Genomic DNA, 23,313 nt, shown 5'->3' on the forward strand with positions numbered 1-23,313 from the left:
CGGTATGTACGACGAAGGGCGCCCGGTGATCGTCACCGGGCGCCCTTCGCGGCTCCGGAACCCTGCTCTCCCTCCCCGGCGAACAGCTCCTCGGCGACCGAAGCGGTCAGGGAGCGGTCGAGCCAGGCTTCCAGCACCTCGAGCTCGGTGCAGGCCATGACCCGCTCGCGGACGGCGTCGGAGACCTCGATGCCCCGCGCATCAAGAACCCGAAGAACGGCCTTCGCCTCGCCCTTCGCCTCCCCGTAGGCGACGACCTTCCGCCAAGCCTCCTCCATCACGGTGCCCGCGCCAGGGAAGACCGGGGTGTACACGTCCATCAGCTTCCTCCAGTGGTCACGGGCCGGGCCATCACCCAAACCCATCTCGATGATTTCTGCCCACTCCTGATGGGGCCCCACCACCGGCCCGACCTCGTCCAGTATGGCAAGCACACCCGGATCTTTGGCGTGGGCGAGCACGGAGAACACGGTGGCGGGAAGGTCCTTCGCTGCCTCGTCCGGGTCGGTGATGACCGGCAGGTTCTTCGGTCCCAGCACCAGCGGGAAGAGCTGCATGCTGGTGTGGAAGTCGCTACCGATGCGAATGGGCTCCGCAGCCCAGGACGCCGTTTTCTTGTCCTGGCACACGACCAACAGGATGGGCGGCAGCCGGTACTTGGCGTACAGATGCGCCACGTAGTACGTCCAGCTGTTGTGCTTGTCGCGGTCCGGCTTGCCCTGCGACTCGACGGCGAGCAGAAAACCGCCCTCGCTCCCGGCCGTCCGGACCCGGAAGAGGCTGTCGACCCTCCGCTCCAACGGCCTGATCTCGGTGAGGTCGGTGTCCAGCGGCTCGATCGAGTGGTACTCGGGGAACTCCATACCCGCCCGCGGCAGGAGCCGGGCGAGCAGATCCGGCTCCTTGCGGAAGATGTGGTGCATGGTGTCATGCGGTGAGCTGACCATGCGACGGAACGTAGCCACGGGAGCCCGACCAGCCGGGGTGTACGGCGACAGAGTCAGCCGGATGAGTGAATGTGCCGCTGGAATATGCCGAGACGCCTACGCGAGCTGCTGGAGGAAGGCCTGCCAGGCGTCGCGGGAGACGGTGAGGAGGGGGCCGTTGTGTTGCTTGCTGTCGCGGACGGCTCGGCCGTTGGCGGTGGTGGGGGCGACCTCTACGCAATTGCTCTGCGCCCCTGAGTACGACGACTTCAGGAAGGGGCCTATAACCTCGGTCACGATGCGTCTTCCTTCAAGCTCCGCATTACGTCCCGGATGAGCTTCGCACTCGCATCCGGCGCCAGTGCCGACGATCGTAGTTGGTCGTACATATTGGCGTAAGCGGTGAGGTCTTCCTGCCCCTCCAGGACCGAGGTGCCTCTCAAATTCTCCAAGGCCACGGCCTGGACCGTCGGTTCGGTACCAACGAACTCGTCACCAACGCCGTGACCCACTGCCGTACCTCGTACGCCCAGATCGAGATCGCCCTCGTACTCGAGGAACCGGAACTCGTGCTGGAGGTGTCCGACCCCGACCGGGACCGGCTCCCCCTGCTTCACCACTCGTCGCCGGACGAGGAGCGGGGACGCGGGCTGGCGCTGGTTGACGAGCTTTCCGACTCCTGGGGCCATCGGCAGGAGCCGTACGCAAAGTGCGTCTGGGCCCGTTTCTCACTCACCGAGAAGCCGGAGGTATCCCGTGTTCCGGCGCCTTTATGAGATGCTCGCTCGCCTGCGCCGCAAGCCCGCCGCCACGAATCACTGGCAGCCCGCGCAGGAGGTTCGCACCCCCGACCCGTACGTATGGCCGCTCCCCAGCCCGTACGACGCCCGGTGGCGCCGCTGGTCCAGACTCAACCGGGCGGCCGGTCACCAACTGCCGTTCCCGTACGACGAGGAGTGCTGGCGGAGCCCCGCGATCCACCCCGGCGGGCCCCTGTGGGAAGCCGCTGATGACGTGGTCCGGCCGTATGTCCTCAGACCTTGATGCTCCGGCGGACGCGGGCGATCACTTGCTGAGCCTCGGCGCCGAAGACGGCCGACTCGGCGAAGGTGTCCCAGACGCGGCGGTACAGAGCGATCGTTTCGGCGTCTTCGAGCCAGAGTTCGGCGTGCCAGTCCTCGACGGTGACCAGCCGGTCGTCCAGGATCCAGAACCCGTTCGCCGGAGGCAGGCGCAGCGCGACGTCCCAGGGCACGATCCCCAGGCGGACGGTGTCCATGCCCACGACTCCCAGCAGCCGGTCCAGTTGGGCTACCAGCACCTCCGGCGGACACACCTGCGCCCGCAGCGCGCCTTCCCACATGAGCAGGTTCAACTGTTTGCCTGGCTGGTAGAGCCACTCCTGCCGCTTCATGCGCGCTCGCACCGCGTCCTCCGCATCCCGTGGCGAGCGCCGGAGTTCTGCGGAGCGCTCAAAGAGGTTCCGGGCGTATTCAGCCGTCTGAAGCATCCCGTTGACGGCGAAGTTGTCCCACACGTGCAAAGTGCGGGCATCACGGACGAGGGCGTTCCACGTTTCCTGTACCGGGGCGTGCCCTGCCGCCAGCTGGCGCCGCCACGAGCGGATGTGACTCTCGAATCCCTTCAGCCGTGCACGCAGTTCACCGAGCGCGGCTGACTGCCCTGTGGCCTCGGCCCAGGCACGGAGGTCGTCATCCGTAGGTGTCTGCCGGCCGTTCTCCAGCTTGCTGACCTTGGACTGGGGCCATCGCAGCCGTCGGGCCAGTTCCGTACCGGTGAGCCGGCCATCCGGGCTCTCGATGCGCAGTTCCCTGAGCCTGCGGCCCAGTTCCACCCGCGCCCTCTGATAGTCCGTGCCCACCGGTACCCGCTCTTGCTCCTACGCGCTGATGCCCATATCGGCCGTGAACTTCTGCCACGGCACGGCGTGATGCCAAGCAGCATCCCGCACCATGCAGCAGCGCACCACCTCCGCGGGCTCGGTGATCAGGTCCACGTGGGTGAGCTGGTCGTCGTCGTCAAAGCGCAGCAGCGCGATGAGGCGGCTGTCGAAGATCCAGAAGTCGTCTGCGGGCAGGCGGAGTCGGTCCGCCTCGGCGCGCGTCAGATTGCGGATGTCCTCGCCCATGCCACTGTTCCGCTTGGCGTTGTCGAGGAGGTACAGCTGACCCGTGGTCGGCGGCTGATCCACGATGCGCACCCGCTCGACGCGCTTGCCCCGAGCGGTCTGCTCGATGATGACCTGGCAGTAGGGGTTGTCGAAGTTCCAGTCGACCTGGCCGGTCTCAACGAACTGTCGGTAGGTGTCGGTGGCTTCGTCGCTCGCGTACCGGCGACGTGTCTCCAGCCGCCAGGCAGTGTGCTCGAACTTGCTGAACAGCGCACCGAACTCGTCCAGGCCGATCGTCCGCATTTGCCTCGTCCGCTCCTTCGGTGTCCAGTCGACCAGCACGTCCCGTGGCACTACGACGGCGACCTCTCCTTCCGAAAGATGCTGAAGCTGTGCGATGTCCTCCGGGTCGGTGAGCGGCGGACCATGCACGATCACCTCTCCACTGTCCAAGTCCTCATGCACCGACGGGCATCCGCCGTCACCACTCCCCGTCCCGTTGAACCGCAACCTGCGCACCACGACGACCACCCCCTGAGCGTTGACGATGTTGGTGGCCCCAGGATGTCGGTACCTCTGAGTGAATGTCCATGCATCCAGAGTGACCGCAAGAGAATAGTCTCGAATATCGCGCTCGCCATTCTCCGCCCGGCTCCTACCGTCGTCCCGAACTCACACCCCCTCGGGAATCACGGTGACCGCCATGGCGAAAACCCAACGGCAGCGCTCGCCCCAGGTGCCCGCCGGCTACGACGCCTGGCTCTTGGACTGCGCTCCCGCCACCGGCTGTGACGTCTGCGCCGCCAACTGGCGACAGCTCCTCGCCTGCCGGCAGGCCGGTGACGTCACTCAGGCCGTGCGCCATGCCACCGAGATCCGGGACCACCCCTCCGGCGTCCACCGGAGGCCCTCGTGAACTTCCGCCCAAGAGGCGGAAGCGGTCGGTCATGGCCGCGACAGCACAGCAGGAAGGTGCAGTGATGGTGAACGGAAGCGACCTCTACGCACTCGATCTCAGCGGCGCCTCGTTCGTGAGGGCCTGCGGAGGCAGCACCCACCCGGACGGCGAGGCGTGCGTGACCCTGGCCCGCATCGGCCAGGACGCCTGGGCCCTCGGGGACAGCAAGCGGCCGGAGGCGCAGCCGCTGCGCTTCAGCTCGGCCGAGCTGGCGGCCGCCGGCAGCAGACCGGAGCTGGTCCAGCGGTACCGCATGGTCGCCGCCGAGTTCCCCGCGTCCGATCTGCCGCCGCTGGAGGTTTCCTACTGGCTCGTCAAACCACGCTCGCTGGTGCGGGGCACGTGGCAGGACCCGGCGGGGGCGACGGCCTGGCTGGGTGAGCGGCTCACCGAGTTCGCCCCCCGGTTCGCTTCCGGCGCGCAGCGCGAGGCCCGCCGCCTCGGGGCCCTGCTCGCCTCCGCCCGGGAGCGGCTGGCCGCGGGCGGTGACGTGTCGCTCGGTTTCTATCTCGAACGCCCCGCGTATCTCTCCCTCGCCCTGGTGACCTGTTCGCCGAACCGAGGGCGCCGCGAGCTGGGCTGTCCGCTCAGCCCCCCATCGACGGGTCCGGCGTCAGCAGAGCGAAGGCTGCTCCCGTCGGGTCCAGGAGCATCGCCAGGCGGCCCACTCCTTCGACGTCCATCGCCGGGATGAGCACCGTGGCGCCGGCCTCCGTCGCCGTGGCCACCGTGGCGTCGCAGTCGGCCACCGCGAAGTAGGGGTGCCACTCCGGGGTGGTACCGGCGTCCAGGTGCTGCTGTTGCAGCTGCATGATGCCGCCCTGGCCCGCCTCCTGGCCGCCCCCGGCCGGGGACACCACCGTGTAGGCCAGTTCCGCGTCCAGCGGCCAGTCCTGGAACTGCCAGGAGAACACCGCGCCATAGAAGGCCCGAGCCGCCGCCGCGTTGGTGGTGTACAGCTCGGTCCAGCACAGGGCCCCCGGCACCCCGACGGTCTCGAAACCGGCCGTCTCGCCCGGCTGCCATACGGCGAAGTCCGCACCGGTGGAGTCGGTGAACTGGGCCATGCGCCCCGCGGAGAAGACGTCGGCGGGGGCGATGCGCACCCTGCCGCCCGCCCGCTTCACTGCCTCGGCGGTGGCGTCCGCGTCGGGGGTGTGGAAGTAGACCGTCCAGGAGGAGGCGGCCCCCTCCTCGGTCAGCGGGCCGATCCCGGCGACCACCTTGCCGTCGAGCCGGAAGAACCCGTAGCCCCCGGCGTCCGGTCCGGCCGACTGGAGTTCCCAGCCGAACACCGCGCCGTAGAAGGCGGCGGCCGCAGCGGTGTCGGGCGTTCCGAGGTCGAGCCAGTTCGGCGCGCCCGGGACGAAGTCGGTCGAGAGCACGGCAGCGTCCTCCAGTGTGGTGGGTGGGTCATGGACCGGTGGACACTTTGCCGCATTGCTGGGCGAAAGCTGAGATTTGGTTGCGCGTCGGGCTCGAAAGTCGTCAGCTGTGCGGCGAGGGCCCGCACCCCCGGAGGGAGATGCGGCCCCTCGCCGTGGTCAGGCCCGGTATCCGCCGCCCGTCAGGAGGCGGTGCAGCTCACGCTCGGTACGGCGGCGCCGCCCGGCGCCGCGCCGAAGCCGAAGCTCACCGAACCGCCCGCCGGCACACTGCCGTTCTGCGGCGCGTTCACGGCCGCGACCGTCGAGCCGCTCTGCGTGTACGTCGCGTTCCACATGGTGCTGATCCGCTGCGAGCCGCTCCACGTCCACGTGACCTTCCAGGACGACAGCGCGGTCGTGCCGGTGTTCCGCACCGTCACATCGGCGTTGAAGCCGCTCCCCCAGTCGCTGCTGACGGCGTAGGTCGCGCTGCAACTCGCCGAGGTGCCCCCACCGCCACCGCCCCCGCCGCCACCGCTTCCCGTGCTCCCGAACAGCGGTGCCTTGATGCTGGTCAGGTATCCGTCCTTCGCGGTGTCCACGGTCGCCCAGTCGTCCTTGAGGATGCCGCCCGTGTCCCCCGAGTCGGGGTTCCACGACCAGAACGTCCACTGGAAGGCGTCGCCCCCGTACGTCGACGTCGGCCTCAGGTAACTCACCAGCGCCGCCAGCCACTTCTGGTCGACCGTCGCCTGGAGCGTCGTACCGAATTCGCCGACCCACACCGGGGCGATGTTCTGCTTGAAGATGTAGCCCCAGTACTTGTCCCAGATGCCCGGCATGTTGGCCGGGAAGGACGGGTCGCTGAACCAGCTCTGCTGGGCGACGCTGGTGGCGTAGTCGTGGGCCGAGTACACCACCCGGTTGGGCACGCTGAGCCGCACCGGGTACTGGCCGACGCCCATCAGATTGCCGCCCCACCAGTACGAGGCGCCGTTGTACGACTGCACACCCTCGACGAAGACCAGCAGGTTCGGGTTGACCGAGAGCACCGCGTCACCGGCCCGCTCGGCGGCGAGGCGCCAGTCGGTGGCCTGGTCGCCGCAGCCCCAACAGGCCGGATCGTGCGGCTCGTTGTGCAGGTCGATGCCGATGACCGTGTCCTGGTTGAGATACCGGGTCGCCAGCGCCTTGAGGTCGGCTATCCACGTCGACTCGGGGACGGAGGAGGTGTACCAGAGCGCCGACTGGCCCGCGGAGTCCGGGCGGTGCCGGTCCAGGATGACCTTCAGGCCGTCCTGGCCGGCGTACGCCACCACCTTGTCCATGACCTGGAGCGAGGTCAGGCCCTGGAGGTCGGCGTTCTTCCCGCCGGAGAAGTCGATGCTGTCGGGCATCGCGCCCGGCTTGAAGATGTCGTCGCTGTAGGGCAGCCGGATGGTGTTGTAGCCGAGCGACCGCATCTGGTCGATCATGCTCTTGTAGTCCCGGGACCACAGGCCGTGGACCACCTTGTTGGTGGTCTCGAAGCCGAACCAGTTGACCCCGGCGATACGCACCGGGTGACCGGCCGCATCCAGGATCTGACGGCCGCTGGTGTGCCAGTAACCGGCCCCGGGTGCGGTGTCCGCGTGGGCGGTCTGCGCCCCGGCCAGCCCCGCCAGGGGCAACAGGAGTGCCGCCCCGGCCGCGCACAGGGCTCTTCGCAAACTGCGGAACATGTGCCTGGTCTCCTCTCGGAGGTGCGGCCCCGGAACTATGGGAGCGCTCCCATAAACCGCTCGCCTCCAGACAACCCGGAGACCATGCGCACGTCAAGATCTCGGTCGGGAACGGCGGGCGCCGCTCAGTCCCCTCACCCCCGTCGGCGCAGCCTGCGCAGCCCGAGCAGGGCGAGGGCGCCCACGGCGATGACGGCCGCGCCGACCCCGACACCGGAGCCGCTCCCGAACCCGGCGAGACCCGAGCCGCCCCCGGAGGCCGCGTTGGCGCTGCCGCCCGGTTCGTCGTCGGAGGGCCGGCCGGGCGCGTCCTTCGCCTCCACCGCACTCTCCGCGCCCTCGCTGCTGTACAGCAGCTTCGCCCCGTCCGGGGAGTAGGTGAGACCCTCCCCCTGCCCCTGCAACGGCACGTCCAGCTGGCCCGCGCGTTTGATCCGGCCGCCGTTCCAGTCGTAGTAGATGCCGCCGAAGTAGCCGCGCACGGCGAGCTGCCGGCCGTCCGGGGAGAAGGCCGCGTCGGTGGCCCACAGGTCGACCGGGGCGACGGGCTTGAAGATGTTCGCGCCGGAGGTGGAGAGGGTGGCCGGGCCCTCGTAGAGATGCCCGCCGTCCTGCTTCTTGTCGATGATGTAGACGCGCCCGGTCTTCGGGTGGACGACCAGCGACTCGGCGTCCCGCGGACCGTCCTCGTACTTCACCACGTACTGCGTGGCGGTGACCGTCTGGTCCTTGAGGACCTTCGGCTCGGGCAGCCGGTAGATCCAGACGTACGGCCATCTGCCGCCGAAGTTGTCACCGATGTCGCCGACGTAGATCTCGTCGTGCGGGCCGACGGAGATCGCCTCCACATCGCGCGGGGAGCCGACACCGCGCAGGGTGACACGGGCGACCGTCTTCCCGGTAGCGCTGTCCACGGCGTAGATGTACGGCCCGTCGCCGCTGTCGTTGTGCGTCCAGTAGATGCCGGGGTGCAGATGCGAGGCGGCGAGCCCGCTGGACTCGGCGATCCTCGGGTCCTTCAGGGTGAACCCCTGGTCACCGGCGCCGTCGGCCGGGGCGGCGGAGGCGGGGACCGCGGGCAGCGCGCAGACGCCGGCGAGCAGCGCTCCGGCGGACAGGGCTCGGGCGAGGCGGGCGGACGATCGACGCATCCCCCAAGCCTGCCATCCCCGCTCCGCGTTCACCGGCCGAGGCGGCCAGGTGGTGGCGCAGGGGTGACCCAGGGGCCCCACGGGTGGTGGCCCAGGAGTGGCCCACGGCTCCCACGGATGGTGGCCCAGGGGTGGCCCACGGCTCCCACGGGTGGTGGCCCAGGGGTGGCCCACGGCTCCCACGGATGGTGGCCCAGGGGTGGCCCACGTAGCGGCCCGCGTGGCGGCCCTCACATCCCATGCGTACGCGTGATCGTCCATCATGAGCGGATGCTCAGGTTCATGCCCGTAGGCGACTCCATGACCATCGGAAGCGCGGGCGAACACACATGGCGTTACCGGCTGTGGCGGCATCTGTGCACGGCGTACGACGGTCCTTTCACCTTCGTCGGCCCGCGCGAGACGCTGTACGACAAGCAGACCGAGGCCCCGACCTCCCTCGCCTACGCCGAGCCCGACTTTCCCCGCGCCCACCTGGCCGGCTGGGGCGAGGGCTGGCTGCACATGGCCCCGCTGATCGGCCCGGCGGTGCGGGAGCACCGGGCGGATGTGCTGCTGGTCTCGCTCGGCCTGATCGACCTGGGCTTCTACACCAACGCCGAGCAGACCGCGGAGAACGTACGGGCCTTCGTCACCGGCGCCCGCGCGGCGAACCCGCGCATCCGCATGGTGCTGCTGCCGGTCATACCGAACATACGGGCCGAGGCCGACGAGCCCTTCGCCGCACAGGTCGACCTCTTCAACGACCTCCTCGCGAAAACGGCCGCCGACCTGGACGAACCCCGCTCGCCCATCCTGCTGGCCTCGCCGCCACGGCCGTACGACATCCACACCGACACCTACGACGGCACCCATCCCAACGCGAGCGGTGAGCACCGGATCGCGGGGGCGTTCGCCGGGGCGATGCGGGAGGCGTGGGGACTCGGACAGATGTTCGTGGCCGGAACGGATTGACCTGATTTGCGGCGTCTCCTCGTCACCGTGCGTATCGTTGAACCGCGCGGCTGCACTTGTCCGTGGGCAGCCGGGGAGGAGCGCCACGATGACCGTCCTCGAAGACAGGATCGAGATGGCCGAGGAGAGCGGCGAGCTGACTCTGGACGTCATGTTCGAGTGGCTCGACAAGATGCCCATCCCCGAGGGAACGAAAGTCGAGATCGTCGGGGGGCACATCTTCATGTCGCCGCAGCGGGCCAACCACTGGGAGATCATTTTCCGCGTCCTGGATCAGTTGCGGAGCACGTATCCGATCGAGCGGCTGGCATCAGACGTACGCATCGACTTCCCGGGGCATCTGAACGGTTTCGCCTGTGATGTGGCAGCGCTGGCCAAGGGATCCGTAAAGGACGACAAAGGCCGCTTTCGTTATCAGGACGTCGAATTCGTCGCCGAAGTCATCTCCAAGGACACCGCGCGCAACGACTACGGCCCCAAGAAGACCGCCTACGCCACCGCCGAAGTCCCCGTCTACCTCATCGTCGACCCGTACCAGGGCAGGTGCCATCTGCACACCCAGCCCAAGGACGGCGAGTACCTCAGCGAGCTGACCGTCGTCTTCGGGGTGGACCTCGACATGACCACCACCCCCCTCGGCCTCACCCTCAGGACCGACGAGTTCCCCCGCGACTGACCAACTCCCCTTGCCTTGAGCGCACTCCAGGACGTTGGCTGGTGGACCATGAAGTACACGCAGCTTGGACGCACGGGGCTCAAGGTCAGCCGGCTCGTCCTCGGGACGATGAACTTCGGTCCGCAGACCGAGGAGGCCGACAGCCACGCCATCATGGACGCGGCGCTGGACGCGGGCATCAACTTCTTCGACACCGCCAACGTCTACGGATGGGGCGAGAACAAGGGCCGGACCGAGAGCATCATCGGCAACTGGTTCGCCCAGGGCGGCGGACGGCGCGACAAGGTCGTGCTCGCCACCAAGGTGTACGCGCACATGGGCGCGGACGGCGACGACGTCTGGCCCAACCACGACAAGCTCTCCGCCCTCAACATCCGGCGGGCCATCGACGCCAGTCTGAAGCGGCTGCGGACCGACCACATCGACGTCTACCAGTTCCACCACATCGACCGGAACACCCCCTTCGAGGAGATCTGGCAGGCCATCGACGTCCTGGTCCAGCAGGGCAAGATCCTCTACGCCGGCTCCTCCAACTTCCCCGGCTACAAGATCGCCCAGGCCAACGAGACCGCCGCCCGCCGCGGCGGCACCCTCGGCCTGGTCAGCGAGCAGTGCCTGTACAACCTCTACGAGCGGCGCGCCGAGATGGAGGTGCTCCCGGCCGCGCAGGAGTACGGCCTCGGGGTCATCCCCTGGTCCCCGCTGCACGGCGGCCTGCTCGGCGGGGTGATCAAGAAGGAGGGGCAGGGCGCGCGCCGGGCCTCCGGGCGGGCCGCCCAGGTCCTCGCCGACCCGGCCGCCCGCGCCCGGGTCCAGTCGTACGAGGATCTCCTCGACAAGCACGGCCTGGAGCCCGGCGAGGCCGCCCTGGCCTGGCTGCTCACCCGGCCCGCGGTGACCGGCCCGATCGTCGGCCCGCGCACCGCCGAGCAGCTGGAGTCCGCGCTGCGGGCGGTCGAGCTGGAGCTGAGCGAGGAGGTGCTGGCCGGCCTGGACGAGATCTTCCCGGGGCCGGGACCGTCGCCGGAGGCCTTCGCCTGGTGACCGAGGGTGCACGGGGGCGCGGGGGCGCATGCGAGATGCGGCCCCGCAGGCCCCCGGGCGCTACCTGACGGCCGACGCCAAGGCGACGACCGCGAACATCAACACCAACACACCGGCCATGATCCGGTTCCGCGTCTTCGGGTCCACGCCATCGAGCCTAACCGGCCCCGCCCAGTGCCCAGCGGGCGACCGCCTCGTACCGGGGCTGTTCCCCCGGCACTCCGGACCGGGGCAGGTTGCTGCGCACCAGGGCCAGGTCGGTCACGGTCCAGGTGTCTGAGCTGAACTCGCGCAGGAGCTGCACATACGGCCGTACGTCGACCGCCTCCCGGCTCCTGGCCAGCGTCAGGTGGGCCTTGTAGCGGCGGTGTTCGCCCATCGGCACGCCCGCCTTGCGGGCCGCCGCCTCGGCGTGGTCGGCCAGCAGGCGCAGCGCCTCCACCCCGCCCGACGCCCCGGTCCACAGCGCCCGGCCCTGCCCGAACTGGCCCCCGCCGGAGAGTGCCAGCTCGAAGGGGTCCGTACGGTGGGCCGCGCGGGCCAGCCGGTCCGACAGGTCCGGTACGAGATCGTCGGCGACCTCGCCGTAGAAGGCGAGGGTGAAGTGCCAGCCGGGGCGGCCCGTCCAGCGCAGGCCGGCGGCACCCGGCAGCTGCTTCAACCGGTCCACTTCGGCGGCGAGTTGGCGGGTGACGTCCTCCGGGGGCAGTACGGCGGCGAAGAGTCTCATGCCCTCACCATCCCAGACCGAAATGCCGTCGCCTCCCCATGACGGCGCGGGCAGGATGGGCCCATGACGATCAGCATCCGCACCGGTGGCCGCGACGACGCTCCCCTCATCCTCGGCATGCTCGACAGCGCCGTGGAGTGGCTCGTCTCACAGGGGCGGACCGGGCAGTGGGGGACCGAGCCGTGGTCGACGAACGAGCGGGCCGTGGAGCTGGTGCACCGGTACGCCGCCGAGGGCACCCCGTACATCGCCGAGATAGACGGCACGCCGGCCGCCACGCTGACCCTGAGCAAGCGCCCGGGGGCGTATCTGGAGCCCGCCGACGAGCCCGAGCGGTACATCCACCTCTTCGCCACCGACCGGCGGTTCAGGGGGCGGGGAGCGGGGGCGGCGCTGCTCGCGCACGCGGCGGAGGAGACGCGGCGGGCCGGGGTGTCCTTGCTGCGGGTGGACTGTTATGCGGGGGACGACGGGAAGCTGGTCGCCTACTACGAGGGCAACGGGTTCATCCGGACCGAGGCGTTCACGGTGGGCGAGGAGGCGTGGCCGGGGCAGGTGCTGGCGAAGAGGGTGCTGTAGCGGACTTGGCTTGCCGGGTGCCGTGTGCTGTGGCTGGCCGGGGGGTGTTCCGCTCACCCGCGCTTGCGGGGTGCCGCTGCGCCCACCCGTGCCGCCCCCAGCGGCACGACTGCCCGCAGCTAGCGCGCCCGAAGGGGCGCGGGGAACTGCGCGACCGGCCCGCAGCTACCCGCACCCGGCATCCGAGCCGCAGCCCCCCTCAGGCGGCCGCCGCCAGCTCCTCCTTCGGGATGAAGTGCAGGCGGGGGTGGCCGCGATGCCAGCGGAGCGATACCCGGAGGCCGCCGACCCGGGTGAGGATCAGGCCGATGGCGACCGCGGCGCCCGCCGAGATGAGGCCGCCGCAGGCGAAACCCACCCGGGGGCCGTAGGTGTCGGTGATCCAGCCGACGATCGGCGCGCCCAGCGGTGTGCCGCCCATGAAGACCATCATGAACAGGGCCATCACCCGGCCCCGCATGGCGGGGTCGGTGGCCATCTGCACCGCGGTGTTCGCGGTGACGTTGACCGTGAGGCCGGCGATGCCGATCGGCACCATGAGGAGCGCGAACAGCCAGTACGACGGGGCCAGCGCGGCCACGGTCTCCAGGACGCCGAAGGCCAGCGCGGCGGCGATCAGGACGCGCAGCCGGGCCGTGCCACGGCGGGCGGCCAGCAGGGCGCCGCACAGGGAGCCGGCGGCCATCAGGGTGTTGAAGAGGCTGTAGGAGCCGGCGCCGGCGTGGAATATGTGGTCCGCGTAGGCGGTGAGCCAGACCGGGAAGTTGAAGCCGAAGGTGCCGATGAAGCCGACCAGGACGATCGGCCAGACCAGCTCCGGCCGGCCGGCCACATAGCGCAACCCTTCCCGCAGCTGGCCCTTGCCGCGCGGCGCGCGCTCGACCACGTGCAGTTCGCGGGCGCGCATCAGCAGCAGGCCGGCGATGGGCGCGGCGAAGGACAGGCCGTTGGCGAGGAACGCCCAGCCGGTGCCCACGCCGGTGATCAGGAGACCGGCGACGGCGGGGCCGACGAGACGGGCGGACTGGAAGTTCGCCGAGTTGAGGCTGACCGCGTTCTGGAGCTGCTCGGGGCCGACCATCTCGGAGACGAAGGACTGGCGGGCCGGGTTGTCGACCACGGTGGCGAGGCCGACGGCGAGGGCGGCGACGTAGACGTGCCAGACCTGGACATGGCCGGACAGGGTCAGGAAGGCGAGCGCGAGGCCGGTCAGGGCCATTGCCGTCTGGGTCACCAGCAGCGTCGGGCGCTTGGGCAGGCGGTCGACGAGGACGCCGCCGTACAGGCCGAGGAGGAGCATCGGCAGGAACTGGAGGGCGGTGGTGATGCCCACGGCCGCGGAGGAGCCGGTGAGGCTCAGGACCAGCCAGTCCTGGGCGATGCGCTGCATCCAGGTGCCGGTGTTGGAGACGACCTGGCCGAGGAAGAAGAGGCGGTAGTTCCGGATCCTCAGCGAGCTGAACATCGAGGACGTGCGGGGGTTGTGGGTGGTCGGTGCGGGGGCGGAAGGTGTTCCGGGTCCCGTACTCAAAAGGGTTCGCCTCCTCAGGCCGCGCTTACAGGTGTGCGAGCTTCTCCAGGACCGGGGCGGCGGCGCGCAGGGTCGCCCACTCCTCGTCGTCCAGGCCTTCGACCAGACCGGCGAGGAATGCGTTCCGCTTGCGGCGGCTCTCCTCGAGCATGGCCTCGGCCTGCTCGGTCTGGGTGACGACCTTCTGACGCCGGTCCTCGGGGTGCGGCTCCAGCCGGACCAGCCCCTTGGCCTCCAGCAGTGCGACGATGCGGGTCATCGACGGCGGCTGGACGTGTTCCTTGCGGGCGAGCTCGCCCGGGGTGGCGCTGCCGCAGCGGGCCAGGGTGCCGAGCACCGACATCTCGGTGGGGCTCAGCGACTCGTCGACCCGCTGGTGCTTGAGGCGACGGGACAGCCGCATCACGGCGGAGCGGAGTGAGTTCACGGCGGCCGCGTCGTCGCCATGGGTGAGGTCCTGCATGTTCTTTAGAGTAACTCATTACCCTGACTAAGGACCACCGGGACGCGCGTGAATGCCCGTGACACCCGCCACTGAACCCTTTGATCACCCGTATGGGTGACACGGTTCCGGAAAGGAACACAGTGGACGGCCGGGTGTGGCGACCCTCGTACGCATGGCGACCAGTGTGCTCAGCCTGCGGATAGACGGGGAGCTGCTCGAACGGCTCCGGCATCACGCGGCGAAAAGAGGAATGAGCGTGCAGGACTATGTGGTCCGCACGCTCATCCGGGACGACTTCGACGAGCGGTTCCAGACCGCCGTCGAGGAGACGGAGAGGTTCTACGGGGTCACCTGACGCCGTAGGGAGCGGGTCAGGTCAGACCCAGGGCCGGCATCAGGTAGAAGAAGGCGAAGACCGCCGAGACGACGTACATCGGGACCGGGATCTCCCGGCCGCGTCCGGCGACCAGGCGCAGCACCACGAAGGTGATGAAGCCCATGCCGATGCCGTTCGTGATCGAGTAGGTGAACGGCATCATCAGCATCGTCACGAAGGCCGGGATCGCGATCGTGTAGTCCGCCCAGTCGATCTCCTTGATCGAGTTGGACAGGATCAGGAAGCCGACCGCGATCAGCGCCGGGGTGGCCGCCTGGGACGGGACCATCGTGGCGACCGGGGTGAGGAACAGGGCGACGGCGAAGAGCGCGCCGGTGACCACGTTCGCGAGGCCCGTGCGGGCGCCCTCGCCGACACCGGCCGTGGACTCCACGAACGCGGTGTTGGCCGAGGCGGAGCTGGCGCCGCCCGCCGCGACCGCGAGGCCGTCGACGAAGAGGACCTTGTTGATGCCGGGCATGTAGCCCTGGGCGTCGGTCAGCTTGGCCTCGTCGCTGACGCCCATGATCGTGCCCATCGCGTCGAAGAAGCTCGACAGCAGGACCGTGAAGACGAAGAGGACGCCGGTCAGCACGCCGACCTTGGAGAAGCCGCCGAACAGGCTGACCTTGCCGACCAGGCCGAAGTCGGGGCTGGCGACCGGGTTGCCGGGCCACTTCGGGACCGTCAGACCCCAGGACGGCACCTTGGCGACGGCGTCGATGATCATCGCGAGGACGGTCATGCCGACGATCGAGATCAGGATCGCGCCCGGCACCTTGCGGACGATCAGCGCGAAGGTCAGCAGCGCACCGAGGATGAAGATCAGCACCGGCCAGCCGAGCAGATGACCGCCCGTGCCGAGCTGGAGCGGGACGGTGGTCTGGGCGGCGTCCGGGATACGGCTGACGAAACCGGAGTCGACCAGACCGATCAGCATGATGAACAGGCCGATACCGATCGAGATCGCCTTGCGCAGACCGAACGGCACCGCGTTCATCACGCGCTCCCGCAGACCGGTGGCCACGAGCAGCATCACCACGAAGCCGGCCAGGACGACCATGCCCATCGCGTCCGGCCAGGTCATCCGGGGCGCCAGCTGGAGCGCGACCACGGAGTTCACGCCGAGGCCGGCGGCGCACGCGATCGGGACGTTGCCGATGACGCCCATGAGGAGGGTGGTGAAGGCGGCCGTCAGCGCGGTGGCGGTCACCAGCTGGCCGTTGTCCAGGTGGTGACCGTACATGTCCTTCGCGCTGCCCAGGATGATCGGGTTCAGCACGATGATGTACGCCATCGCAAAGAAGGTGGCGAAACCGCCACGGATCTCCCGGACGACGGAGCTGCCGCGCTCGGAGATCTTGAAGTAGCGGTCGAGAGCGCTCTGAGCGGGCACCCCGTCCGGCTTGCCGGGGGTGGGGACCTTGGCAGGTGCCGAGGTGGACATGCGAGACCTCATCACCAAGAGGGTTCCCCCGAGCCTCGTTGGCGTTTCATACGAACAGAAGCGGTCAAAGACAAACGGTTTCAGTATGAACGTATGAGCCGCAGATCGCTATCTCCGCGCGTAGATACGTCCAGCAAGAGAGACAGCCGGTCGGCTTAAGCTGTGCCCATGGCTAAGTGGACCCCCAAGCACGAGGCGCCGGAGCCCCTGGAGGGGCCCGTGGTCGCCACGATCACCGGCGGCACCATCGTGTGGTTCGTCCTCTTCCTGGTGCAGCTCCCCTTCTACGGCTGGTTCGCGGACCACCACCACACCTGGTGGCTGTGGACCTGCCTGGCCGGCGGCGGGCTGGGCCTGATCGGCGTCTGGTACGTCCGCAGGCGGGACGCGGCGATCAAACGGGACGCGGCGATCAAGAGGACCGCTGCCCCGGCCGAGTGACGCCATCGGTGGGCGGCCCGGCGGATCTGTACGTACCGTCGAATGCATGACCCACACAGACGCGGGCGCCGAGCTGGACCCCGTGCATCCGGTGGCCCCGCCGGCGACCGGGCCGGCCGGGCTGACCGGGGCCGAGGTGGCCGAGCGGCGGGCGCGCGGGCAGGTCAACGACATACCGGTGCGCAGCAGCCGGTCGCTCGGGGAGATCGTCCGGGCGAACGTGTTCACCCGGTTCAACGCGATCATCGGCGTGCTGTGGCTGATCACGCTCTTCGTGGCGCCGATCCAGGACAGCCTCTTCGGCTTCGTGATCCTCGCCAACACCGGCATCGGCATCATCCAGGAGTGGCGGGCCAAGCAGACCCTGGACTCGCTCGCGGTGATCGGGGAGACGCGGCCGACCGTACGGCGCGACGGCACCGCCGTGGAGATCCCCACCCGTGAGATCGTCCTCGGCGACCTGCTGGAGATCGGGCCCGGCGACAAGGTCGTCGTGGACGGCGTCTGCGTGGAGGCCGAGGGGCTGGAGATCGACGAGTCGCTGCTCACCGGGGAGGCCGACCCGGTGGTGAAACGCCCCGGTGCCGCCGTCCTGTCCGGCAGCTTCGTCGTCGCGGGCGGCGGCGCCTACCAGGCGACCAAGGTCGGCCGGGAGGCCTACGCCGCCCAGCTCGCCGAGGAGGCCTCCCGCTTCACCCTGGTCCACTCCGAGCTGCGCACCGGCATCTCCACGATCCTCAAGTACGTCACCTGGATGATGGTCCCGGCCGCGATCGGGCTCGTCGTCACCCAGCTCGTGGTCAAGAGCAACGATCTGAAGGACTCCGTGGCCCGCACCGTCGGCGGGATCGTGCCGATGGTCCCGGAGGGGCTGGTCCTGCTCACCTCCGTCGCCTTCGCGGTCGGCGTCATCCGGCTGGGCCGGCAGCAGTGCCTGGTACAGGAGCTGCCCGCCATCGAGGGGCTGGCCCGGGTCGACACCGTCTGCCTGGACAAGACCGGCACGCTCACCGAGGGCGGCATGGACGTCACCGAGCTGCGGCCGCTGGACGGGGCGGAAGAGCCGTACGTACGGCAGGTGCTCGGCGCGCTCGGCGAGTCCGACCCGCGCCCCAACGCCTCCCTCCAGGCGATCATCGACGCCTGCCCGGACAGCGAGGACTGGCGCTGTGTGGAGTCGCTGCCGTTCTCCTCGGCCCGCAAGTACAGCGGGGCCGCGTTCAGCGAGGGCGACGGCGAGACCAGTACCTGGCTGCTCGGCGCCCCGGACGTGCTGCTCGGCGACGGGGACCCCGCGCTGGCCGAGACCGAGCGGCTCAACGAGCAGGGGCTCAGGGTGCTGCTGCTGGCCCGGGCCGCCCGTGAGCTGGACGACCCCGAGCCGGCCCGGGGTGCCCGGCCCACCGCCCTGGTGGTGCTGGAACAGCGGCTGCGGCCCGACGCGGCCGACACCCTGCGCTACTTCGCCGACCAGGACGTCCGCGCCAAGGTCGTCTCCGGGGACAACGCGGTGTCGGTGGGCGCGGTCGCGGCCAAGCTGGGGCTCGACGGGTCGGCCGTGGACGCGCGGCGGCTGCCGGCCGACCCGGCGGGGATGGCCCGGGCGCTGGAGGCGGGCACCGTCTTCGGGCGGGTCACCCCACGGCAGAAGCGGGACATGGTCGGCGCGCTCCAGTCGTGCGGGCACACGGTCGCGATGACCGGCGACGGCGTGAACGACGTCCTCGCCCTGAAGGACGCCGACATCGGGGTGGCCATGGGGTCGGGCGCGGAGGCCACGCGCGCGGTGGCGCAGATCGTGCTGCTGGACAACAGTTTCGCGAGCCTGCCCTCGGTGGTCGGCGAGGGCCGCCGGGTGATCGGCAACATCACGCGGGTGGCGACGCTGTTCCTGGTCAAGACGGTGTACTCGGTGCTGCTGGCGGTGCTGGTGGTCTGCTGGCAGGTGGAGTACCCGTTCCTGCCCCGGCACCTGACGCTGCTGTCCACGCTCACCATCGGCGTCCCGGCCTTCTTCCTGGCCCTCGCCCCCAACCGGGAGCGGGCGAGACCGCACTTCGTGCGCCGGGTCATGCGGTACGCGGTGCCGGGCGGGCTGGTGGCGGGCCTGGCCACCTTCGTGACGTATCTGACCGCCCGGCACTACTACACCGGCCCCGGCCGGCTGGACGCGGAGACCAGCGCGGCCACGCTGACCCTGTTCCTGGTCTCCATGTGGGTCCTGGCGATCGTCGCCCGCCCCTACACCTGGTGGCGGGTGGTCCTGGTGGCGGCGATGGGCGTGGCGTTCCTGCTGGTCCTCGCCGTCCCGGCGCTCCAGGAGTTCTTCGCGCTGAGGCTCGTGGGGCTGGCGATGCCGTGGACCGCCGTGGGCATCGCGGTGCTGGCGGCGGCCGCCCTGGAGGGTGCCTGGAAGTGGGTCGACCGCCGCGTTCCCGAGTGAGGTGCCCGGAAGGGGGTTACTTCACGCCGACGTACACGCCCGTGGCGGTGGCCGCCGGGGTGGTGGAGGTGCCGGCGAAGCTGTAGCGCCAGTAGCCGCTGTAGTTCGCGGTGGCGCTGGTCTTCAGGTTGCCGTAGGAGTCGGTGTACACGGTCTTGACGGTGGTGTACGTGGTGGTGCCGGCCTTGCGGAACTGGAGCTTGACCGGCTGGTTGGCGTAGCCGTGGTACAGGTGGTCGTCCCAGTCGGCGCGGGAGAGCTTGCCCGAGGCGGTGAAGGTCTTGCCCTTGTAGACCGAGGTCGAGCCGGCGGCGACGGTCTGCTTGGAGTAGCGCTGCACCAGGGTGGTGCCGAGGCTGCTGTCGTCCGTGTAGCCGACCTTGCTCATGTCGGCGGGGTTCTGCTCGTCCTGGCCGTTGAAGGCGATGGCCTCGGCGGCCACGTTCCAGCTGCCCGCCCAGGCGATCTTCAGGTCGCCGTCGGCCGGGTAGATGTTGACGTACCCCGTGCAGGTGGCCGTGGTCGACGTGACGTCCGTGCAGGTGGCGTCGTTGTCGCCGTACAGCTCGGGGGCGGTGTCGGTGTAGCTGCCGTGGTAGAGGAAGACGTCCGTGTGGAAGTCGCTCGCGTGGATGTCCACGTCGGCGCCGTGCGTCAGCGTGTAGGTGTACTTGGCGCTGACCTCGCTGCTGGTGCCGACCTTGATCGCCTTCGCGATCGAGACGTTCGAGAAGTGGGCGTCCAGCGTGTACGGCGTGCCGTCGGTCCCGGTCGCGTGCGCGGCCGGGACGGCGAAGGCGGAGAGGGCCAGGGCGCCGGAGACGGCGGCCACGGTGGCACGAATGCGCATGTGCGTTCCCCTGGAGGGAGGAGTGTCCTAGGAGTCGGTCGACTCGCGGGACGAGACCCGTGGGGGATGCGCTTGGTTGTACGAGAGGAGCCCCCCGGGATGCGATTTTGGGCTCGAATTACTGATCCATTGCACAAGTGAGGGAAAGGGCTCCGTTTTGCGCCCTTTCCCTCCTCGGCGGCTCAGTCGAACCAGCGGTCGCGGGCCAGCTCCTCGGTGCGGGACGGGTCCTCCAGCAGCGCGGCCACCTCGAACCGGCGCGGCCACTGCCCCGCCGCCCAGGCCAGCCCGGCGGCGACGCCCTCCAGGGTGGCCGCGTGCAGCACCCCGTCGTCGGTCAGCCGCCAGTCGATCTCCACGCCGTCCACGACCAGCTCGTCGTGCTCGACGTACCGCTCGGGGGTACGCGGCCCGAGCAGCACCCGCACCGGCTCCGGTACGTCGTGCTCGGCGCCCTCGGAGTCGACCGCGCCGGTGACGGACTCGCTCAGCCTGCGCACCTGGAACAGCTCGGCCAGGTCGGCGGCGCGGGACGGCCGCACCGGCAGCAGCGGCACGCCCGAGGTGAACGGCAGCAGGTCGGGCGAGTCGACCACGACCGCCTCCCCCGCGTCCACGACCGCCACCCGCCCGTCGACCACGGCCCGCAGCTCGTCCGGCAGGGTCACCTGCTCGGGGTCCAGCTCGGCCAACGCGCCGTACAGGGCGTGCAGTTGGGCCGGGGTGACGGTCCGCTCCGGGTCGGCCATCCGGTCCAGCAGCTCGGCGGCCCCGCCCGGCTCGTCCAGCAGCGCGCCGACGGAGGTGCGCACCCCGAGCGCCCGCAGCACCTGCTCGTCCTCGAACCCGGTGGCGTCGGCCTCGTCGTACAGGCCCCGCAGCAGCGGGTCCCCGCCGGCGGCGAGCAGACCCGCCGGCCGGCGCCCGTCGAGCACCGGGTGCCCGCGCAGCCACCACGCGGTGTACGGCCGTACGACCTCATGGGTGCCGTCGTGCAGCAGGATGCGGACCGGCTGGGTGAGGGCGTCGCGCAGCGGCGGCCGGGCGAGCAGCGCGAGCGCCTCCGGCCAGTGGTCGTCGTCGACGAGATCCAGGTCGCGGACGGCGACGAGTTCGGTGGCGACCGGGGGCACCGGACTGTCCGGGAACCGGTCGAGGATGTCCTCGCACCACACGTCCACGGCGTCCAGCAGCCCGGCGTCGTCCGGCTCGGCGTAGTCGCCCTCCCGGGGCTCCAGCTCGTCCGGGTCGAGGACCACATCGGTGGCCCGCACCAGCGCGAAGTTCGCGAGCACCCCGCACGCGGTCAGCGGCTGCTCCCCCCAGCGCTCCGCCAACTCCTGGTCGACGGCGGCCAGTTCACCCTCGCGGATCACCCGGGCGAAGGCGCTGCCGGGATACACCAGCTCACCGGCCGGAGCCAGTTCCCCGTCCTCGTCGGGCAGCGCCAGGGCGCCCAGCCAGGGCTCGTCACCCGGCTCAAGGCCGGCGTCCCGGACCAGGGAGAGCACGGTCTCCGCCAGCTCCTCGGCGTCCGGGGCGTCCTCCTCCCACCCGCCGATCCCGCCGTCCTCGTCCAGCGAGGCGGCGACGGCCGCCCGCACCTGCGGGGTGGTCAGCACCGCGCGCGGGGTCGCGGGCAGCGCGCCCAGCTTCTCCAGCAGCGGATGGGCGGCGTCCTCGTGGGCGACCTTCAGCCCCAGCCGCCCCAGCACGTCCGCGTCCAGGCGGGCGCCGTCCGGGGTGGGCAGCAGCACCTGGCGGGGCCCGATGGTGGTCCGCCCGTCCGCGAGCGGCACCGGCAGCCCGGACAGCCGGTCGGGGTCGACCCCGGCGAGGCTGTCGTACAGCCGCCACCACCAGTCCGGGTCCTTCTCCAGCCCGGCGAGCCGGTCCACGGCGTCGGCCAGGGGCAGCCGGGCGACACCGAGGGTGCGCAGTTCCACGCGCCGCTCCAGCCCGGCGGGCAGCAGCGTGGGCAGCACCTCGGCGAGCACCCGGACGGTGTCCGTCCCGGCGCCCTCCACGACCTCGGCGTCCCGGGGCCGGAGGGCCACCGGCAGCTCGCTGTCGCTCAGCTCGCTGTCGCTCTCGCCGTCCCGCCCGGCCGGGGCCGCCGGGGGCAGGAAGGCGGTGCGCGGCAGCCGCTCCAGGATCGCCTGCCGCAGCGCGCCGTCCAGCTCGCCCTTGCCCAGCGGCCCGGGGACCAGGTCGATGATCCCGTCCGTCACCGGCCGCCACTCGGCGAGCAGTTCGGTGTAGACGTCGGCGGCCCGCTGCACCAGGAAGTCGGTGAGGGGGCCGGGCGCGGCGTGCCGGCGGGTGGTGTCCAGCGGGAACGAGGCGATGAGCAGCGCGGGCACCCCGAGGGGCTCGTCGCTGGGGGTGGGCGCGTGCACGACGGCCGACGTCCGGGGCCGCCCGGGGCGCCCGTCACCGTCCTCGGGTACGGCCCAGGTCACCGACCAGTGCGGTCGCAGCCGCTCCTCGACGGGCCGGTCGGCGAGCAGATCCGGGGTGAGCGGGCCGTGCGCGGAGACGGTCCGCCACCGGGTGGTGCCGCCCCGCGAGTCCGCCACCACGGTGACGGCGCCGTCGGCCTCCCGGCGCAGGGTGCGCGGAGCCGCGCCGTCGACCTCGATCACGACCTCGGCCAGCCCCGGCAGGGCGAGCAGCAGGGCGTCGTCGACGGCGTCCAGCAGCCGCTCGGCGAGACCGGCGGCCGCCGCGTCCCGCAGCGGCAGGATGACGGCCGTGTCGTACGGCTGCGGAGCGGTGCCCTCGGCGGCGAACGGCAGCCGGAGCAGCGGCACATGCCCGTCCCGCCGGCGCACCTCGTCGCCGAGTCCCGGGCTGTGCCGGGCCGTGTCGCGGGCCAGCTCCCGGGCCTCGGCCAGCGACCAGCGCACCCCGCCGTGCCGGCCCACGATCGCCGGCTCGTCGGTCACCGAGAGCACGGCCGCGAAGCCGACCCCGAACCGGCCCACGGCCCCCTGCGTCGCCTCGGCGTCCCGCTTGGCCGAGGCCCGCAGCGTGGACAGCGACTCGACACCGGTCGCGTCCAGCGGGGCCCCGGTGTTGGCGGCCACGAGGACCCCGTCCCGGAGGGTGAGGTGCAGCCGCCCCGGCACCTTCGCCCGGGCGGCGGCGTCGGCGGCGTTCTGCGCCAGCTCGATGACGAGACGGTCCCGGTAGCCGCCGAGGACCAGGTCCTCCTCCGCGTTGGCGTCCTCGCGGAACCGCGCGGGGCTGGTGGCCCAGGCGTCGAGCACACCGCGCCGCAGCCGGGCGGTGCCGAAGGGGTCGGCGCCCTCGGCAGCCGGACGCACGTACTTGCTCACGTTCACTCTCCTCACCTACGTGGGGACGAAGGTACAGCGCGGACGGCGAGGGCTTGCCCAGGGTGGGGCCAGGGGCCGTACCGCCGGAGAGAGCGCCGAGCAGTCCGGCATGCGCCGTTTCCGCCACCGGGGCCGTGGACCGGCGGAGGTGCTTCTCCACGGCCCGGTGACAGGAAGGTGCAGGAGGTGGACGCGGTGGCGG

23 protein-coding genes and 2 pseudogenes are annotated in these 23,313 nt (G+C 70.7%); 11 read left to right on the forward strand and 14 right to left on the reverse strand.

The genetic code is table 11. From position 1 onward, the window contains the following. Window positions 1-32 precede the first annotated feature (32 nt). The 3 genes from ACZ5CZ_RS13780 to ACZ5CZ_RS13790 form a co-directional block, all read right to left on the reverse strand. Window positions 33-947 carry an RpnC/YadD family protein gene (locus tag ACZ5CZ_RS13780; protein WP_385842045.1) on the reverse strand — a complete coding sequence of 305 codons (915 nt, stop codon included), beginning with the start codon at window positions 945-947 and terminating at the stop codon, window positions 33-35. Between the two features lie 96 nt (window positions 948-1,043). After that, window positions 1,044-1,223, reverse strand: a complete 180-nt coding sequence (locus ACZ5CZ_RS13785) for a DUF397 domain-containing protein (RefSeq protein WP_468942453.1) — start codon at window positions 1,221-1,223, stop codon at window positions 1,044-1,046. Next, entirely contained in the window at window positions 1,220-1,546 is a 327-nt protein-coding gene (locus ACZ5CZ_RS13790) for a Scr1 family TA system antitoxin-like transcriptional regulator (RefSeq protein ID WP_468942455.1), read from the reverse strand. Before ACZ5CZ_RS13790 ends, ACZ5CZ_RS13785 begins: the two co-directional genes overlap by 4 nt. On the opposite strand from ACZ5CZ_RS13790, the gene ACZ5CZ_RS13795 reads away from it, so the two are divergent. Continuing rightward, window positions 1,430-1,702, forward strand: a complete 273-nt coding sequence (locus ACZ5CZ_RS13795) for an ATP-binding protein (protein WP_468942458.1) — start codon at window positions 1,430-1,432, stop codon at window positions 1,700-1,702. The two genes, ACZ5CZ_RS13790 and ACZ5CZ_RS13795, sit on opposite strands and share 117 nt — an antisense overlap. A 257-nt stretch (window positions 1,703-1,959) precedes the next feature. Here ACZ5CZ_RS13795 and ACZ5CZ_RS13800 read toward each other — a convergent pair whose 3' ends face one another. Together ACZ5CZ_RS13800 and ACZ5CZ_RS13805 are read right to left on the reverse strand one after the other, a co-directional pair. Then, window positions 1,960-2,808, reverse strand: a complete 849-nt coding sequence (locus ACZ5CZ_RS13800) for a helix-turn-helix domain-containing protein (protein WP_468942460.1) — start codon at window positions 2,806-2,808, stop codon at window positions 1,960-1,962. 18 nt (window positions 2,809-2,826) lie between these two features. Next, a complete protein-coding gene (locus ACZ5CZ_RS13805) occupies window positions 2,827-3,579 on the reverse strand; it encodes a DUF6879 family protein (protein WP_468942644.1) in 753 nt (250 codons plus the stop codon). Window positions 3,580-3,760: 181 nt separating this feature from the next. Between ACZ5CZ_RS13805 and ACZ5CZ_RS13810 the strand changes: the two genes are divergently transcribed. The 3 genes and pseudogenes from ACZ5CZ_RS13810 to ACZ5CZ_RS13820 all read left to right on the forward strand — a co-directional run. After that, window positions 3,761-3,973 (forward strand): hypothetical protein, encoded by a 213-nt coding sequence (locus ACZ5CZ_RS13810; protein WP_468942463.1) that lies wholly within the window; start codon window positions 3,761-3,763, stop codon window positions 3,971-3,973. 64 nt (window positions 3,974-4,037) lie between these two features. Beyond that, window positions 4,038-4,247, forward strand: a pseudogene (locus ACZ5CZ_RS13815) (DUF397 domain-containing protein); the annotation flags it as partial. Beyond that, window positions 4,233-4,604, forward strand: a pseudogene (locus ACZ5CZ_RS13820) (hypothetical protein); the annotation flags it as partial. The pseudogenes ACZ5CZ_RS13815 and ACZ5CZ_RS13820, both read left to right, overlap by 15 nt. Here ACZ5CZ_RS13820 and ACZ5CZ_RS13825 read toward each other — a convergent pair. The 3 genes from ACZ5CZ_RS13825 to ACZ5CZ_RS13835 form a co-directional block, all read right to left on the reverse strand. Beyond that, complete coding sequence (locus ACZ5CZ_RS13825; RefSeq protein WP_468942466.1) at window positions 4,603-5,400, reverse strand: VOC family protein; 798 nt, start codon at window positions 5,398-5,400, stop codon at window positions 4,603-4,605. The pseudogene ACZ5CZ_RS13820 and the gene ACZ5CZ_RS13825 sit on opposite strands and share 2 nt — an antisense overlap. 182 nt (window positions 5,401-5,582) lie before the next feature. Continuing rightward, the gene (locus tag ACZ5CZ_RS13830) at window positions 5,583-7,103 is read right to left on the reverse strand and encodes a cellulase family glycosylhydrolase (RefSeq protein ID WP_468942469.1); all 1,521 of its coding nucleotides are present in this window, start codon (window positions 7,101-7,103) and stop codon (window positions 5,583-5,585) included. A gap of 134 nt (window positions 7,104-7,237) precedes the next feature. Next, window positions 7,238-8,254: a WD40 repeat domain-containing protein gene (locus ACZ5CZ_RS13835; RefSeq protein ID WP_468942471.1), complete on the reverse strand. Its 1,017-nt coding sequence runs from the start codon at window positions 8,252-8,254 to the stop codon at window positions 7,238-7,240. Window positions 8,255-8,524: 270 nt separating this feature from the next. Here ACZ5CZ_RS13835 and ACZ5CZ_RS13840 point away from each other — a divergent pair, with 270 nt between their 5' ends. From ACZ5CZ_RS13840 to ACZ5CZ_RS13850, 3 genes are all read left to right on the forward strand, one after another. Next, window positions 8,525-9,208 carry an SGNH/GDSL hydrolase family protein gene (locus ACZ5CZ_RS13840; RefSeq protein ID WP_468942474.1) on the forward strand — a complete coding sequence of 228 codons (684 nt, stop codon included), beginning with the start codon at window positions 8,525-8,527 and terminating at the stop codon, window positions 9,206-9,208. Between the two features lie 88 nt (window positions 9,209-9,296). Next, window positions 9,297-9,884, forward strand: a complete 588-nt coding sequence (locus tag ACZ5CZ_RS13845; RefSeq protein ID WP_468942477.1) for a Uma2 family endonuclease — start codon at window positions 9,297-9,299, stop codon at window positions 9,882-9,884. A 48-nt stretch (window positions 9,885-9,932) separates the two neighbouring features. Further along, complete coding sequence (locus ACZ5CZ_RS13850; RefSeq protein WP_468942479.1) at window positions 9,933-10,928, forward strand: aldo/keto reductase; 996 nt, start codon at window positions 9,933-9,935, stop codon at window positions 10,926-10,928. 157 nt (window positions 10,929-11,085) lie between these two features. Here the strand turns inward: ACZ5CZ_RS13850 and thpR are convergent, their stop codons facing one another. Beyond that, the gene (gene thpR, locus ACZ5CZ_RS13855; RefSeq protein ID WP_468942482.1) at window positions 11,086-11,658 is read right to left on the reverse strand and encodes an RNA 2',3'-cyclic phosphodiesterase; all 573 of its coding nucleotides are present in this window, start codon (window positions 11,656-11,658) and stop codon (window positions 11,086-11,088) included. Between the two features lie 63 nt (window positions 11,659-11,721). Here thpR and ACZ5CZ_RS13860 point away from each other — a divergent pair, with 63 nt between their 5' ends. Next, complete coding sequence (locus ACZ5CZ_RS13860) at window positions 11,722-12,237, forward strand: GNAT family N-acetyltransferase (protein ID WP_468942485.1); 516 nt, start codon at window positions 11,722-11,724, stop codon at window positions 12,235-12,237. A 199-nt stretch (window positions 12,238-12,436) separates the two neighbouring features. Here the strand turns inward: ACZ5CZ_RS13860 and ACZ5CZ_RS13865 are convergent, their stop codons facing one another. Further along, entirely contained in the window at window positions 12,437-13,768 is a 1,332-nt protein-coding gene (locus ACZ5CZ_RS13865) for an MFS transporter (RefSeq protein ID WP_385842061.1), read from the reverse strand. A 25-nt stretch (window positions 13,769-13,793) separates the two neighbouring features. Beyond that, complete coding sequence (locus ACZ5CZ_RS13870) at window positions 13,794-14,231, reverse strand: MarR family winged helix-turn-helix transcriptional regulator (protein WP_385842062.1); 438 nt, start codon at window positions 14,229-14,231, stop codon at window positions 13,794-13,796. A gap of 154 nt (window positions 14,232-14,385) precedes the next feature. On the opposite strand from ACZ5CZ_RS13870, the gene ACZ5CZ_RS13875 reads away from it, so the two are divergent. Further along, entirely contained in the window at window positions 14,386-14,568 is a 183-nt protein-coding gene (locus ACZ5CZ_RS13875; protein WP_385842063.1) for a ribbon-helix-helix protein, CopG family, read from the forward strand. Window positions 14,569-14,584: 16 nt separating this feature from the next. Here the strand turns inward: ACZ5CZ_RS13875 and ACZ5CZ_RS13880 are convergent, their stop codons facing one another. Continuing rightward, on the reverse strand, window positions 14,585-16,036 hold the full coding sequence (locus ACZ5CZ_RS13880) for an NCS2 family permease (RefSeq protein ID WP_468942490.1): 1,452 nt from the start codon (window positions 16,034-16,036) through the stop codon (window positions 14,585-14,587). A gap of 168 nt (window positions 16,037-16,204) precedes the next feature. Here ACZ5CZ_RS13880 and ACZ5CZ_RS13885 point away from each other — a divergent pair, with 168 nt between their 5' ends. Beyond that, window positions 16,205-16,477, forward strand: a complete 273-nt coding sequence (locus ACZ5CZ_RS13885) for a DUF2530 domain-containing protein (RefSeq protein ID WP_450791469.1) — start codon at window positions 16,205-16,207, stop codon at window positions 16,475-16,477. Window positions 16,478-16,523: 46 nt separating this feature from the next. After that, window positions 16,524-18,920: a cation-translocating P-type ATPase gene (locus ACZ5CZ_RS13890; protein ID WP_468942494.1), complete on the forward strand. Its 2,397-nt coding sequence runs from the start codon at window positions 16,524-16,526 to the stop codon at window positions 18,918-18,920. 16 nt (window positions 18,921-18,936) lie between these two features. Here ACZ5CZ_RS13890 and ACZ5CZ_RS13895 read toward each other — a convergent pair whose 3' ends face one another. Together ACZ5CZ_RS13895 and ACZ5CZ_RS13900 are read right to left on the reverse strand one after the other, a co-directional pair. After that, window positions 18,937-19,770: a hypothetical protein gene (locus ACZ5CZ_RS13895; RefSeq protein ID WP_468942497.1), complete on the reverse strand. Its 834-nt coding sequence runs from the start codon at window positions 19,768-19,770 to the stop codon at window positions 18,937-18,939. Between the two features lie 182 nt (window positions 19,771-19,952). Further along, the gene (locus ACZ5CZ_RS13900) at window positions 19,953-23,111 is read right to left on the reverse strand and encodes a sacsin N-terminal ATP-binding-like domain-containing protein (RefSeq protein WP_468942500.1); all 3,159 of its coding nucleotides are present in this window, start codon (window positions 23,109-23,111) and stop codon (window positions 19,953-19,955) included. Between the last annotated feature and the right edge of the window lie 202 nt (window positions 23,112-23,313).

Source organism: Streptomyces sp. NPDC031418 (assembly GCF_055581605.1).

What these genes read in the sequence shown, in the direction of transcription:
- ACZ5CZ_RS13780 (WP_385842045.1), bottom strand. Translation starts at nt 947, where the DNA reads ATGGTCAGCTCACCGCATGACACCATGCACCACATCTTCCGCAAGGAG.
- ACZ5CZ_RS13810 (WP_468942463.1), top strand. Translation starts at nt 3,761, where the DNA reads ATGGCGAAAACCCAACGGCAGCGCTCGCCCCAGGTGCCCGCCGGCTAC.
- ACZ5CZ_RS13830 (WP_468942469.1), bottom strand. Translation starts at nt 7,103, where the DNA reads ATGTTCCGCAGTTTGCGAAGAGCCCTGTGCGCGGCCGGGGCGGCACTC.
- ACZ5CZ_RS13835 (WP_468942471.1), bottom strand. Translation starts at nt 8,254, where the DNA reads ATGCGTCGATCGTCCGCCCGCCTCGCCCGAGCCCTGTCCGCCGGAGCG.
- ACZ5CZ_RS13840 (WP_468942474.1), top strand. Translation starts at nt 8,525, where the DNA reads ATGCTCAGGTTCATGCCCGTAGGCGACTCCATGACCATCGGAAGCGCG.
- ACZ5CZ_RS13845 (WP_468942477.1), top strand. Translation starts at nt 9,297, where the DNA reads ATGACCGTCCTCGAAGACAGGATCGAGATGGCCGAGGAGAGCGGCGAG.
- ACZ5CZ_RS13850 (WP_468942479.1), top strand. Translation starts at nt 9,933, where the DNA reads ATGAAGTACACGCAGCTTGGACGCACGGGGCTCAAGGTCAGCCGGCTC.
- thpR (WP_468942482.1), bottom strand. Translation starts at nt 11,658, where the DNA reads ATGAGACTCTTCGCCGCCGTACTGCCCCCGGAGGACGTCACCCGCCAA.
- ACZ5CZ_RS13860 (WP_468942485.1), top strand. Translation starts at nt 11,722, where the DNA reads ATGACGATCAGCATCCGCACCGGTGGCCGCGACGACGCTCCCCTCATC.
- ACZ5CZ_RS13870 (WP_385842062.1), bottom strand. Translation starts at nt 14,231, where the DNA reads ATGCAGGACCTCACCCATGGCGACGACGCGGCCGCCGTGAACTCACTC.
- ACZ5CZ_RS13875 (WP_385842063.1), top strand. Translation starts at nt 14,386, where the DNA reads ATGGCGACCAGTGTGCTCAGCCTGCGGATAGACGGGGAGCTGCTCGAA.
- ACZ5CZ_RS13880 (WP_468942490.1), bottom strand. Translation starts at nt 16,036, where the DNA reads ATGTCCACCTCGGCACCTGCCAAGGTCCCCACCCCCGGCAAGCCGGAC.
- ACZ5CZ_RS13885 (WP_450791469.1), top strand. Translation starts at nt 16,205, where the DNA reads ATGGCTAAGTGGACCCCCAAGCACGAGGCGCCGGAGCCCCTGGAGGGG.
- ACZ5CZ_RS13890 (WP_468942494.1), top strand. Translation starts at nt 16,524, where the DNA reads ATGACCCACACAGACGCGGGCGCCGAGCTGGACCCCGTGCATCCGGTG.
- ACZ5CZ_RS13895 (WP_468942497.1), bottom strand. Translation starts at nt 19,770, where the DNA reads ATGCGCATTCGTGCCACCGTGGCCGCCGTCTCCGGCGCCCTGGCCCTC.